Raw genomic sequence first — 13664 nt, 5'->3', positions numbered from 1 at the left:
TAGTCAATATTGATAGTTTCTCATCCCTAATAATTGCTATTTATCATAAATATCATTCGGATTAATTGTAGGAATAAATCCATTTATAGAACTATATTTTTTAGATACGGTATTTGGAGTAACGGTAAACGTTACAATCTTATTACTTTGTTGTTTAAAATAGCGCATCCAATTTTGACTCCATTCATCTTTCGTAATAACTTGTTTATTGAAGTCCTCCCACAATACACCATGTATAAAATTCAAGGATGTATTTTTGATTGTGTCAAATCCCCAATTCTGTATAAGAAGTAAATCAGAATCAACACCTTTTATTTCTTTTAATAAATTTACATATGCTTCGCGAAATTTCCCTTGTGTAACTGGCTGATCATAAAAATAGTCGTCAATATCACCAGCGGTATCTAAAAACACACCTTCTATTCCTTTTCCAATAACTTGCTGTTTCACTTTATTTACAACAATCCGCCGGTAATGTTCATCAGCTAAATTCATAATATATGTATCCCACTGCTCAATCTTCATTTTCTTACCGTCTCGATAATAATAGTCTGATTCAACTACTTGCGATTTATGCCACGATTCTAATTCTAAAACACTAACATACCCAAGGACTACTGTTCCTGATTTTTTTAATTGCTGAACTTGCTCTTTCGAAAATGCATATGGCTCTATAATGACCATGTCATACTTTGAAAGTCCCTCAATTACTTGCTCATTTGCTTCACCATAATAAATTTTATAACTTCGTACATTTTTTAAAACTGGTTCCACAATATTTGCTTGGGCGGATGTACTTGAGGAAAAAATAAAAGAAAATATAGCTAAAAAGCATATGGAACGTTTCCACTCCATAATAATATTCCCCCCCTAAAAACTGTAATTTTTTATCATTTTAAATATTAATACAAGTATAGTAATACAATAACATTTTACATTTTTTCAAGCTCGATATTTAATAAAAATTCCAATAAATACAATACATTAACAAAAATTAGAATTTATTTCACTTGAATTTACTACATCTCTGTTGATAAAATGATTTGGGCTTTATATATTTTAAAATAATTCTTTTAAATTATGTATTTTATTTCAGTGTACTATTCCTCAAAATTAAATTTGCAAACGAAAGAAGGGATTTTTTATGCACTATAGACAATCTAATTTATTACCAAAAATGATTGAACCTACGATTCTCTTTATTGCTCTATTTTTTCTCTCAATACTAACTGATTTTCTAACACCAACGTATGAATACTTCTTACTCTTATTTATTACATTAATTATTTCTAGCCGGTATGGCATATCTATCGCCCTTTTCACCTTTCTAGAGGCAATGATTTATATTTTTGTAAGCGGTATATATAAGGAAGATGATATATTACTGTACTTTTATTCATTAGATTACTGGATTAATTGGATTTTCTTACTTTTTATTAGTTTATGTTGTGGACTAATGAGTACTGCACAAAAGGAACGGTATGAAGATGTACATATGATAAATAATGAGCTAAAAGCCGAAAATAAAGAATTAAAATATGTTGTGAAACAATTGGATGAAACACGTATTACACTACGTTCTCGTGTACTTGAATCAAATAATCACTTATCTAAAATGTATCATATGTTTAAAGCTTTAAATCATACACATCCTGAAATTGTACTCGATGAGGGGATAAATGTATTAAAAATGTATTTCGGAGCAAAAAAAATTGGTATCTATCACGTCGATAACAATAAACAATCACTTCGTATTAAATTAAGAGCAGAAACTGGTAAAAATACCTTACCTCAATCCATTTTTGTTAAAAATGCTTCGCTAGTCATCAAAAATGCTCTAGCACATAATCGACCTTTTTTCCGTACAGAAGAGGATTTTCAAGACGCTCCACTTTTAGTTGGTCCCGTCCTATTCCAAGATGATGTACAATACGTCATTATATTAGACGAAATTGAATTTTCAAAAGTAACTTCTGAGCAATTCGAACTTTTCACATGGTATTTACGCTGGATGGGTGATCGTTTACAAAACGCTTCTAATCTTTGGCTATCAAGTCAAGAGGATCGTACATTCCCTAAAACGAGCATTTATTATGAAGATGAATTTGAACATTTACTAAAAATAGAAAAGAAACGGTACGAAACATTATCTTATCCATATTCCTATTTTGAATTTACTGTTCCACAAGATTCCTTAGAAATGATAAATTCTATTTTAAAAGATCATTTGCGTGATATTGATATATTCGGTTATAGTACGATCGAGCAAAAAGTTATGATTCTATTACCTGGCACTGAAGAAAAATTTTTATTACCAGTCAAAACTCGTATACAAAACGCTCTTTCTTCTAAAGGAGTGGTATTCTAATGATTTTACTCCTTCTTTACTTTATTTATGCTATTTTGGTTTTTCTTTTATTTCGATTTACGAAAGGTTTGATTACTGAAGATAAGAAAGGAATTATTGAGTTTTGCTTAATTATCTCTCTCCTTTTCCCGCTTGTCGGACTTATTGTATCAGCAATCATGTTATTACTGAATATAAGACGCTCCAAGACCGAGTGGTTACAGCAATACTCTGAGTATGTTTCCTTTCAAGTTGATCATTATGAAGATATTTTGGCATCAGCAAAACAAGATATGGACCTAATTTCATTTTCTTCTGGATTAGAACTAGATAAGCCTGAATTACATAAACAACTCATTGTACAGTTAAGCTCCTCCCCTATTTCCAATGAAGGAGGCTTATTGAAAGAAGCCATTCACCATAAAGATCCTGAAACTGTACATTACGCAGCAACTACTATTAATTTACTAAATGAACGGTACGAAAAACAGATCGAATACTTAAATAAGCAATTTCTACAAAATCCACAAAATGAAATTGCAAAAGAATTGGTTTCTAACTATTTAAGATATATAGACAGTGGTCTTCTTTCTAATCAGCAAAAAGAAAAAATAATCGCCGAATTTATGAATTTTATTACACAAAGTGTAGAACTATTCCCTACCGAACCTCTTTATCCTTTCCACCTTGGAAATCTGTTTCTACATACAAAACAATATGCAAAGTCTGAAGAACAATTTTTAAATCTTATTCATTTCTATCCTGAATCATATTACGGTTACGTTGGGTTACTTGAAATATATTATGAGCAAAAGTTATGGGACGAGCTCTATAACTTAATCAATAATCTAGCAGCTGCAAAAAGAGTTCATATACTACCGCGTAAATATCAATTATTTGTAAGGCAGTTTGGAGGCGCACACATTGAAAAAGGGGATTAATATATATATCGGAATTGTTAGTATCATTTTATTTCTCTTAATTATATCTATCCTTATATATCGAACAGAAAATTTCTATCAAAAGTTTTCTGTTCCTAAAACTAAAGAAACAGATACTGTTAAAACATTCAAAGCAAAAGATGTAGCCCAAAATGGACAAAAAATGCAATTATACGTTTTAAAAACGGATAATACATTAGAGCAACAAGTCGAATTTAATACGAAAAAGGCAATGGATTACGCACACCTACACTATAAAAATATTACAGCTAATGAAATTAAGGGACTTACTCCCTCTCCCTATACAGGAATTATTATTACAGGTGAAATAATGGCGCAACTTCCACAAGCTGATATTCAAAATTTTGTACAAATGGGTGGAAGGATTATTATCGCAAACCGACTTGATTCAGATTCTTCCTGGAACACATTATTTGGTATTACAAAAAAAGAAGGCTTCAAAGATGTGAAAGGATTAACCTTTGAAGAAGTTTTATTCCCTGGTTATCCTGATCTCTCAAGTTCTTCTCCATTGTTCACTCATAGCTCAATGAATATTACGCTAGATGAGAATACAACTAATACTTGGATTACTGCAGAAGATACTCCCATTCTTTGGACCAATGACTACGGTGAAGGAAAAGTCTTATATTGGAATACAACAGCATTGAACGATAAATTAGGTAGAGGTATGTTCGTTCAATCACTGGGTACTATTTTCCCGACTTTCGCTACAGTACAACTTGGAGCGGAGATTATGTATATCGATGACTTCCCATCTCCAATTCCAAGTGGAGAACTAAAAAACTTAACAACAGAAAAAATTTCTGTTGAAGAATTTTATAAAAAACATTGGTGGAAAAATATGAAGGATATCTCTGAAGAGCTTGATATTAAATATACAGGGGTTGCAATTGGGACATATCAAAATAAAGTAACGCCACCCTTTGAAAATTTTACAGGTAAAAATAGAAATACCTATTTATTATTTGGGAGAGAATTATTAAGTCACGGTGGAGAAATCGGTATTCATGGCTATAACCATCAACCTTTATTATTACCACCAGACCCAGTAGATAAAGCACTTGAATATGTTCCATGGAATTCAAAAGAGGACATGGAGAGATCCTTAGATGCTTTACAAAAACTCGTGTATAACTTCTTTCCAAACGAAAAACTAAAAACCTATGTACCACCATCCAATATTATAAATACGACTGGATTAAGTGCATTAAACGACGCGGTCCCAACTATGGAAACAGTTGCTTCTCTATATGTAGGAAGTAAAAGTAACGGCAGTTTAATTCAAGAATTTGGACCAGACGAGCACAACAAAAATATTTATCACTTCCCACGTATTACGAGTGGCTATGCTATTTCAGATGAAGAACAATTTATTTTAGCTGATGTTACTGCAAATTTAGGGGTTATCTCACATTTCGTCCATCCAGATGATATCCTTGATGAAAAACGTTCGGGTAATTTAACGTGGGAAGAATTATTTAAAGCTTATAAAACGACAATTAAAGAAATACGAGAAAGATATCCTTATATAAAAAGTATGACACAAAGTGAAGCAACTGCTTCCATGAAAATTTATCAAACCGGTGATTTAGCTGTTTCTTATGAAGATGATGCTGTTCACATTGCATATAAAGGATTACCAAACCACACTGCAACGATTATACGTGTGGAAGAAGGGAAAAAATTGAAAACCGGTTCATTCCCATACGGCACAGTTACAAAGCTAGATTCACAAATTTATAGCGTTATATTAAAACAAGCTAACGCTACAATTCCAATTAAAGGGGTATAGCAGATGAGAATAGGTTTAGTCGTTGAAGGAAGTTATCCTTTTGTCAGTGGCGGAGTAGCAAGTTGGGTACAAATGATTATCCAACAATTTAAAGAACATGAATTCACCATTTTTGCGATCGTACCGCAAATAAAAACAGAAGAGGAATATCAATATGAAATTCCTAACAATGTAAAAGATATCATTATGATTCCCTTACAATCAGAAAGTGACTCAAACCATATAAAAACCAATTTAACGACTGATGAAGTACAAACACTTCAAAAATGGTTTACATTCCAAGCTAACGACACAGAAGCATTACAAATATTAGGGAACAAGCAAAAGCTAGGAACACTACATTCCTTCTTCGAAAGTCGTGAATTTTATGAAATAGTAAAAGAAAGCTATTTGTATGAAGAAAGTAGTGGCTCTTTCTTAAATTACTTTTGGATGTGGAGATCTATGTTCACACCAATCATTCAAATTTTACAAATTGATTTTCCTGAATTAGATCTTATCCATTCTGTATCTACAGGCTATGGTGGGCTTCTTGGAGCTGCAATTAGTGCCAAATCTGACATACCATTTATTCTAACAGAGCATGGTATTTATTCTCGGGAACGTGAAGAGGAAATACTCCAATCAACTTGGATACCAATCGAATACAAAAAAAGATGGGTTTCTTTCTTCCATCATTTATCTCACCAAGCATATGAACAAGCTGCTGATGTGATTACGTTATTCGGACGGAATAGTGCATATCAAAAAGAACTAGGAGCTCCGGCCCATAAACTAAAAATTGTTCCAAATGGTGTTACTTTATCTGACTATAAAGGGCTACGTAAGCCAAAACATAATTCAGATAAACTCATTATTTCTGCTATTATACGAGTTGTGCCAATTAAAGACGTAAAAACAATGATTTATGCAGCTAAATTATTATTAGAAAAAGATATTCCGTTTATCTTCTACTTATTAGGTCCTGATACAGAAGAACCAGAGTATGCCCAAGAATGTCGTGATTTAATTCAGCAACTTGGATTAAAAGAACATGTAATAATGACTGGCAGAGTAAACATTAAAGATTACTTAAAACAAACGGATATTCTCGTATTAACTAGCATATCTGAAGGGCAACCACTAGCTATGTTAGAAGGAATGGCATCGGGATTACCATGGGTTGTTACAGACGTTGGTTCTTGTAAGGAGTTAATTTATGGACAAGATGAAGATCCTTACGGCCAATGTGGCTTTGTTGTACCACCTGTATCTCCTGAACAAGTTGCCACCCACTTAGAATGGTATTATCGCCACCCTGAATCCATTCAACAATTCGGAAACAATGGGCGTAATCGTATTGAAGCATATTATCAATTATCAGGTGTTGTTGATAGTTATCGTAAGCTTTATTTAGAAAGGGGTGCGAAAACATGGCAGGTATAGGATTTCGATTACAAAAATTATTTCAGGAAGACTACTATTCTTCAAGGGTAAAAGCTTATGGATTTTCGTTATTTGTTACAGCTGGTCCTTGGTTAGTCGTTATTTTAGCAGTAACAACTATTCGATTCATTTTGAATTTATTTCATTCTATTTCAATTGAAGAACAGCGTCTTTTCACTATTTCAATTTCATATTGCTTTATTTTTTCTCAAATTATTTACGGAGCATTGCAGCTCATTGTAACTAGATATGTAGCTGACCTTTTATACGAACAAAAAGCTGATAAAGTATTTTCTTCATTTTTAGGAATGACGAAGATCACACTTTTTTTAGCTATTATGTTATGGCTTTTGTTTGCATTTTTCACACCGTTAGCTTTATATTATAAAATCGTGATGCTATTTTTATTTTTAGCTTTAAATATCATCTGGATTCAGTCCATTTATTTAACAGCAGCTAAAGATTATCAATCAATTGCACTGGCATTTTTAATTGGATCCATTTTTTCCCTATTAGGAATTATCCTAGTAGCTTACTGGCACCCTACACTTGGGTTAGAACATGGATCTGCCCTATTGCTTTTAATTTCTTTTACACTCGGTACTTTCATTACACTAGTATGGTTAAGTATCGTTATTGTACGAATGTTTCCAAATAGTGATGCTACTGAACAATTTACCTTTCTGTCTTATTTAGATAAATATCCAGAATTATTTTGGTCAAGCCTCTTTTACAATGTGGGTATTTGGGTATGTAATTTTGTTATTTGGTTTGGAGACGGTCGGGGAAATATTGAAAACACATTTATTTATCATCAAATTTATGATACTTCTGTTTTCTGGGCGTATTTAAGTATTATCCCAACCTATATTTTCTTTGTAGTATCCATTGAAACCAGGTTTTATGAAAGATATAAAAAGTTCTTCGGTTCGGTAAATAATGGCGGAACATTACATACGCTTTTACAATTGAAAGATTCCATGAACTTTGTCTTAAAGCAGGAAATGGAACGTATACTTCGTAATCAAGGTATTTTTTCCTTACTTATTATTTTTATAATATGGATGTTTAGTTCGCAATCTGGAAAAACAACACTTAATTACTCTATTCTGCAACTAACTATAGTTGGTGCTTATGCAAATGGAATGGTGCTCGTTATTACATTACTACTCCTATACTTTGAGGATCGTAAAGGGGCATTTCGAACATCAGCTATTTTCTTTTTTGCAAACTTGTTATTAAGCCTTATCCTGCTTCCATTTGGATTCAATGGTTACGGCATTAGTTTCGCCGTTGGATCTTCTATTACATTCCTATATGCTATTTCTAGGCTCTTTACTTACATTAAAGATATTGATTATTATACATTTTGCCAGTCAAATATTCCTATAAAACAGCGGACCTTTTTTACCAAATTAGCTAATAAACTTAACGGGAAATAAATACAAAAATGACCTTTGCTCATGCAAAGGTCATTTTTTGTATCTACATATTAAACTTCCAAATAGCCATTTTTATTATTTGATTGCCATCTCCAAGAATCTGCACACATTTCTTCTAATCCACGTTTTGCTTCCCATCCTAGTTCACGTTTTGCCTTTGATGCATCTGCAAAACATATTGCCACATCGCCAGGACGACGCTCTGTAATTTTATAAGGAACTTTTTTTCCTGAAACCCTTTCAAATGCTTCAACCATCTCAAGTACACTATACCCTGTACCTGTGCCCAAATTATAAGCATCTACTCCTGTTGTATTCAGTACTTTCTCTAGCGCTTTTACGTGACCTTTTGCTAAGTCTACAACATGTATGTAGTCACGGATGCCTGTTCCATCTTTCGTTGGGTAGTCATTTCCAAATACACTTAATTCTTTTAGCTTACCTACTGCCACTTGTGTGACATATGGCATTAAGTTATTTGGAATTCCATTTGGATCCTCTCCAATACGTCCACTTTCATGTGCACCAAATGGGTTGAAATAGCGAAGTAACGCGATACTCCATTCTCTATCTGCAAATGCTACATCACGCATAATTTGCTCAATCATTAATTTCGTTTGACCATATGGATTTGTTGCACTTAATGGAAACTCCTCTGTAATCGGTGACGTTTCCGGGATACCATATACAGTTGCGGATGAACTAAAAATCATCTTCTTTACATTATGTTTCTGCATTACTTCACATAGCACTAAAGTGCTCGTAATGTTGTTATGATAATATGTTAATGGAATTGCTACTGATTCCCCTACAGCTTTAAATCCTGCAAAGTGAATAACTGCTTCGATTGCATTTTCTTCAAAAATTGCGTCAAGTGCTTCTTGATTTAAAACATCTTCTTTATAAAACTTAAATTGTTTTCCTGTTATTTCTTTCACTCGATTTATAGATTCTACCGAGCTATTCGAAAGATTATCAACTACTATAATTTCGTAACCGCTATTTAGTAATTCTACACATGTATGACTACCAATATACCCTGCTCCACCTGTTACAAGTATTGCCATAATTATAGTCCTCCATATTTCATTCATTATAAACTTCTCAAAGTATATCACATATTTCTTATCCTATGTTTAATATGCGAACACAGAAACTTACATTTTATCCCATAATAATTTTATAACATATACGATTCCAATCAAATAATAAGAAAAAGCCACATAATTTTTGTTATGTGGCGTTTTTCTTATTAAATTACGTAACAATATACACTTAGAAAATGTGCAAGACTACCTAATAATACAAAAACGTGAAAAATTTCATGATGCCCCATATATTTAAACTCTAGCCATTTTGGCTTTGTTCCATAAATAAATCCACCAATTGTATAAAAAATGCCCCCAAGTACTAAGAAAACAATGCCTCCTGTACTTAAATTCTCAGCTAACGGTGCAAAGAATAAAACAATTAACCAACCCATCGTAATATAAATTGCTGTCGATAACCATCTTGGACAATTAAACCAAAACATTTTAAACACAATGCCACAAATCGCAGTTGCATAGACTAAACAAAATAATAGCAAACCACTTGCTGAATTTAATGTAATTAAGCAAAAGGGTGCATATGTACCTGCAATTAATATAAAAATCATAGAATGATCTAGCTTCCTAAAGAAGTAAATAACACGTTCATTGGCCACAACACTATGATATACAGCTGATGCCGTATAAAGAACCATCATTCCAATCCCAAACAAAATAATAGCTGTAATTGCAGCAAATGATGGCATCTTGATAGAAACTTTCACAAGCATAGCTAATAAGGCAATAAATGATAATATCGCTCCACCTAAGTGAGTAAATGCATTAACTGGTTCCCTTACGTAAGTATTCATAATAACACCCCTCATATAATTACATGTAGTTTTAATAACTACGTGTAATTATATACACATTTCTTTTTAAGGTCAACATTTACAATTTATTTGTTTCGTAATACCATATTTAAGGATGTATTAGACATTAAGTTCCACTAAGTTATAAAAGTGAGGGATTCTACGTGGAAAATATAAATGAATTACTTGAGACATTGCATTTAGAAAAAAATATTAAACTTGAGGATATTCCAAATGTTGACTTATATGTAGATCAAGTTGTCCAACTATTTGAGAATACTTATGCAGATACAACGAGAACTGATGATGAAAAAGTATTAACAAAAACGATGATTAATAATTACGCAAAAGGGAAACTATTCATCCCTATCAAAAATAAAAAGTATTCAAAAGAGCATATGATTTTAATTAGCCTAATTTATCAATTAAAAGGTGCTCTTTCCATTAACGACATAAAAAGTTCATTAGAAACTATAAATGACTCCTTATTAAATGATGATTCATTCGAATTAAATACGTTATACAAAAATTATCTTGCTCTTACTGAAAGCAATGTCGAAAGCTTTAAACAAGACGTAAATAACCGTGTTACAGAAGTAAATGAGATTTCTTCCTTAGAAGACACAAAGCTAGAAAAATTTCTACTACTAACATCCTTCGTGACTATGAGTAATATGTATAGACGTTTAGCGGAGCAACTAGTGGATGATTTAAAAGAATCATAAATAAAAAACTATCCACCTATTAAAGTGGATAGTTTTTATTTACTTAATTGCTTCATGAACTTTTAGTTGTTTCCCTTTAATCGTTGTAGTCTTCATGACTTTCAAGACAAGTGGTCCTTTTCCATTTAATATTTCAACGTAAGAAACATTATCTTGTATCGTAATAATGCCTATATCTTCTGCTGTAATACCTTTAATTTTAGCGATTGTACCGACGAAATCTACCGCCCTAATTTTCTTTTTCTTCCCGCCATTAAAGTAAAGCTTCATAATGCCTTTGTTGATGTCTGCATTTTTATCTTTCTTTATAATTGGTTTAGCATGTATCTTTTCTTCAAATGCAGCTTTCCCTTTCATAACTTCTTCTTTTGAAGGTCCAATTGCCTTTGGAATTTCAAAGCCAATATACTCCTCAATCTCTTCTAAAAATCTATTTTCATATGGTGTTATAAATGTAATAGCTTTTCCACTATTTCCAGCTCGTCCCGTTCTTCCAGTACGATGTACATAGCTTTCTTTTTCAAGTGGAATATCATAATTAATAACATGTGTAATATTATCAATATCAATTCCCCTCGCAGCCACGTCTGTTGCTACTAAATAACGAAATTTTCCTTTTCTAAAATCATCCATGACTTCAAAACGATCTTCTTGTACCATACCACCATGTATTTTGTCACAAGGATAGTTAGCTCGGTTTAATTGTCTATATACATGATCTACATTTTCTTGTGTACGGCAGAAAATAATACAGCTATCCGGATTCTCAATCGTTGTTACATCTTTAAGTAGTGAAAGCTTCTCGTCTTCTATCACCTCAAAAAGAGTATGTTCAATTTTATCCGTCGTAATCCCAGCCGCTTTAATTTCAATATGAGTTGGTGCATTCATATATGTACGTGATAACCTTTCAACATCTTCCGGTAAAGTTGCTGAAAATAGCATTGTCATTCTATTTGTAGGTAATTCATCAATAATTGCCTCTACTTGATCGATAAAGCCCATGTTTAGCATTTCATCCGCTTCATCAATCACTAAATATTTTAATCGCTCTAAAGAAAGGGTCCCTTTTTCAATATGATCCAATACACGCCCTGGAGTCCCTACTACAATATGCGTCTTTTGCTTTAACTCTAATTTTTGACGTGCAAATGGGGACTTACCATAAATTGCGGCGGCTTTAATTCTTTTGAATCGCCCTATATTTGTAATATCTTCTTTCACCTGTACCGCAAGCTCTCTCGTTGGTGTTAAAACTAATGCTTGTGGTTTATTCTCTGCCCACTTCACCATTTCACAAAGTGGAATACCAAATGAAGCTGTTTTTCCACTTCCCGTCTGGGACTTCACAACAAGATCCTTCTTTTGTAATGCGACTGGAATAACCTTACCTTGTACTTCTGTTGGATGATCATACCCTAACCCAGTAAGTGCCCTTACAATTTCTTTACTTAATTTATACTCAAAAAACCCTTTTTCACTCATATATTAACCTCATTTTATTCTGTATTATTTTCTTTTTTATCTTTTGTATACGTTACTATCGCCCTACTTATTATACTTGAAACCTCACACAAAAAGATGGATTATGCCAGATTCATCTTTTTACATAGAAATAAACCTTATCATTTCATATATTGTTCAACTACTTGATAACATCTTTTGCTCGTATTGTTAGCATTAACCTTTTCATAGAATCCTACATCCACTCAAAAAAATAAAAAGAATACATACATCCTTGTATAATCACCTTAATTTTCCAACATCTCTATAGACGAACAATATAAAACAAAGAACATTTTAAATTCGTGTTTAACGTTGTTTTTTAGATATAAAATCTACTTTTTAAAAAAACGTTAAGAAATCCTTTGACTTTTTAATGAAAACAATGTAAATTATCATATGGACGAACATTTTTGATTAATAAAAATAAAATATTCGTATTTTAGGGGTGTAAATGATGGAAAACGTATTCGACTATGAAGATATTCAATTAATTCCTGCAAAATGTATTGTGAACAGCCGCTCTGAATGTGATACAACTGTCACTTTAGGTAAACATAAATTTAAATTACCTGTCGTACCTGCAAATATGCAAACGATTATTGATGAAAGAATTGCAACGTATTTAGCTGAAAATAATTACTTCTATATCATGCATCGTTTCCAACCAGAGAAACGAATCTCATTCATTAGAGATATGCAATCACGTGGATTAATCGCTTCTATTAGCGTTGGTGTAAAAGAAGACGAGTATGAATTCGTACAACAATTAGCTGCTGAGCACCTTACGCCTGAATACATCACGATTGATATCGCGCATGGACATTCTAATGCTGTAATCAACATGATTCAACATATTAAAAAGCATTTACCAGAAAGCTTCGTTATCGCTGGAAACGTTGGAACTCCAGAAGCGGTAAGAGAATTAGAAAACGCTGGTGCTGACGCAACAAAAGTTGGTATTGGACCTGGTAAAGTTTGTATTACTAAAATTAAAACAGGCTTTGGAACTGGTGGTTGGCAGCTAGCTGCACTTCGCTGGTGTGCAAAAGCTGCAAGTAAACCAATTATCGCTGACGGTGGTATTCGTACACATGGCGACGTAGCTAAATCTATTCGATTTGGGGCGACTATGGTTATGATCGGTTCTCTATTCGCTGGTCATGAAGAGTCTCCAGGGGAAACAATCGAAAAAGACGGCAAACTTTATAAAGAGTACTTCGGTTCAGCTTCTGAATTCCAAAAAGGCGAGAAGAAAAACGTTGAAGGTAAGAAAATGTTCGTTGAGCATAAAGGTTCTTTAGAAGACACTTTAATCGAAATGGAACAAGATCTTCAATCTTCTATCTCTTACGCTGGTGGAACAAAATTAGACTCCATTCGTACTGTAGATTATGTAGTCGTAAAAAACTCTATTTTCAACGGTGATAAAGTATATTAATTTTTAAACTTAACTCGAAGGACAAGTATTTTTATGCTTGTCCTTTTTCATATATAGAAATGTAAAATATTTTCATTTTACTGAATTTTCTAGTATCATGTTTTTAGATACTTATAATAAGGGG

At 32.7% G+C, this 13664-nt stretch carries 11 protein-coding genes; 7 read left to right on the top strand and 4 right to left on the bottom strand.

What is annotated here, in order from left to right:
• Positions 1-36: 36 nt before the first annotated feature.
• A complete protein-coding gene (locus tag QCI73_RS00300; RefSeq protein ID WP_353822330.1) occupies positions 37-855 on the bottom strand; it encodes an endo alpha-1,4 polygalactosaminidase in 819 nt (272 codons plus the stop codon).
• 289 nt (positions 856-1144) lie between these two features.
• On the opposite strand from QCI73_RS00300, the gene QCI73_RS00295 reads away from it, so the two are divergent.
• From QCI73_RS00295 to pelG, 5 genes are read left to right on the top strand one after another with little or no spacing between them, the layout of a single operon-like run.
• Positions 1145-2368: a GAF domain-containing protein gene (locus tag QCI73_RS00295; protein ID WP_353822329.1), complete on the top strand. Its 1224-nt coding sequence runs from the start codon at positions 1145-1147 to the stop codon at positions 2366-2368.
• Positions 2368-3288, top strand: coding sequence for a tetratricopeptide repeat protein (locus QCI73_RS00290; RefSeq protein ID WP_044791870.1), 921 nt, complete (start codon positions 2368-2370; stop codon positions 3286-3288). Before QCI73_RS00295 ends, QCI73_RS00290 begins: the two co-directional genes overlap by 1 nt.
• Positions 3272-5104, top strand: a complete 1833-nt coding sequence (locus tag QCI73_RS00285; protein WP_353822328.1) for a DUF2194 domain-containing protein — start codon at positions 3272-3274, stop codon at positions 5102-5104. The genes QCI73_RS00290 and QCI73_RS00285 overlap by 17 nt, the downstream gene beginning before the upstream one ends.
• A gap of 3 nt (positions 5105-5107) precedes the next feature.
• The gene (gene pelF, locus QCI73_RS00280) at positions 5108-6529 is read left to right on the top strand and encodes a GT4 family glycosyltransferase PelF (protein ID WP_049114171.1); all 1422 of its coding nucleotides are present in this window, start codon (positions 5108-5110) and stop codon (positions 6527-6529) included.
• The gene (gene pelG / locus QCI73_RS00275; protein ID WP_242261938.1) at positions 6517-7971 is read left to right on the top strand and encodes an exopolysaccharide Pel transporter PelG; all 1455 of its coding nucleotides are present in this window, start codon (positions 6517-6519) and stop codon (positions 7969-7971) included. The genes pelF and pelG overlap by 13 nt, the downstream gene beginning before the upstream one ends.
• Positions 7972-8021: 50 nt before the next feature.
• Here pelG and galE read toward each other — a convergent pair whose 3' ends face one another.
• Together galE and trhA are read right to left on the bottom strand one after the other, a co-directional pair.
• Complete coding sequence (galE, locus tag QCI73_RS00270; RefSeq protein WP_000996533.1) at positions 8022-9038, bottom strand: UDP-glucose 4-epimerase GalE; 1017 nt, start codon at positions 9036-9038, stop codon at positions 8022-8024.
• A gap of 185 nt (positions 9039-9223) precedes the next feature.
• Positions 9224-9871, bottom strand: coding sequence for a PAQR family membrane homeostasis protein TrhA (gene trhA / locus QCI73_RS00265; protein WP_327923326.1), 648 nt, complete (start codon positions 9869-9871; stop codon positions 9224-9226).
• Positions 9872-10035: 164 nt separating this feature from the next.
• Here trhA and QCI73_RS00260 point away from each other — a divergent pair, with 164 nt between their 5' ends.
• Positions 10036-10596 (top strand): DUF1836 domain-containing protein, encoded by a 561-nt coding sequence (locus QCI73_RS00260; protein ID WP_000427879.1) that lies wholly within the window; start codon positions 10036-10038, stop codon positions 10594-10596.
• Positions 10597-10635: 39 nt separating this feature from the next.
• Here QCI73_RS00260 and QCI73_RS00255 read toward each other — a convergent pair whose 3' ends face one another.
• Positions 10636-12081 (bottom strand): DEAD/DEAH box helicase, encoded by a 1446-nt coding sequence (locus QCI73_RS00255; protein ID WP_353822327.1) that lies wholly within the window; start codon positions 12079-12081, stop codon positions 10636-10638.
• A gap of 475 nt (positions 12082-12556) precedes the next feature.
• On the opposite strand from QCI73_RS00255, the gene guaC reads away from it, so the two are divergent.
• Positions 12557-13540 (top strand): GMP reductase, encoded by a 984-nt coding sequence (gene guaC, locus QCI73_RS00250; RefSeq protein WP_000432434.1) that lies wholly within the window; start codon positions 12557-12559, stop codon positions 13538-13540.
• Positions 13541-13664 lie beyond the last annotated feature (124 nt).

This window comes from Bacillus cereus group sp. MG16 (assembly GCF_040459875.1).
In the GTDB taxonomy this organism is placed as follows: Bacteria; Bacillota; Bacilli; order Bacillales; family Bacillaceae_G; genus Bacillus_A; species Bacillus_A paranthracis.
This window is presented reverse-complemented; position numbering and strand designations above follow the sequence as displayed.

What these genes read in the sequence shown, in the direction of transcription:
- pelG (WP_242261938.1), top strand. Translation starts at nt 6,517, where the DNA reads ATGGCAGGTATAGGATTTCGATTACAAAAATTATTTCAGGAAGACTAC.
- galE (WP_000996533.1), bottom strand. Translation starts at nt 9,038, where the DNA reads ATGGCAATACTTGTAACAGGTGGAGCAGGGTATATTGGTAGTCATACA.
- QCI73_RS00255 (WP_353822327.1), bottom strand. Translation starts at nt 12,081, where the DNA reads ATGAGTGAAAAAGGGTTTTTTGAGTATAAATTAAGTAAAGAAATTGTA.
- pelF (WP_049114171.1), top strand. Translation starts at nt 5,108, where the DNA reads ATGAGAATAGGTTTAGTCGTTGAAGGAAGTTATCCTTTTGTCAGTGGC.
- QCI73_RS00290 (WP_044791870.1), top strand. Translation starts at nt 2,368, where the DNA reads ATGATTTTACTCCTTCTTTACTTTATTTATGCTATTTTGGTTTTTCTT.
- trhA (WP_327923326.1), bottom strand. Translation starts at nt 9,871, where the DNA reads ATGAATACTTACGTAAGGGAACCAGTTAATGCATTTACTCACTTAGGT.
- QCI73_RS00295 (WP_353822329.1), top strand. Translation starts at nt 1,145, where the DNA reads ATGCACTATAGACAATCTAATTTATTACCAAAAATGATTGAACCTACG.
- QCI73_RS00300 (WP_353822330.1), bottom strand. Translation starts at nt 855, where the DNA reads ATGGAGTGGAAACGTTCCATATGCTTTTTAGCTATATTTTCTTTTATT.
- guaC (WP_000432434.1), top strand. Translation starts at nt 12,557, where the DNA reads ATGGAAAACGTATTCGACTATGAAGATATTCAATTAATTCCTGCAAAA.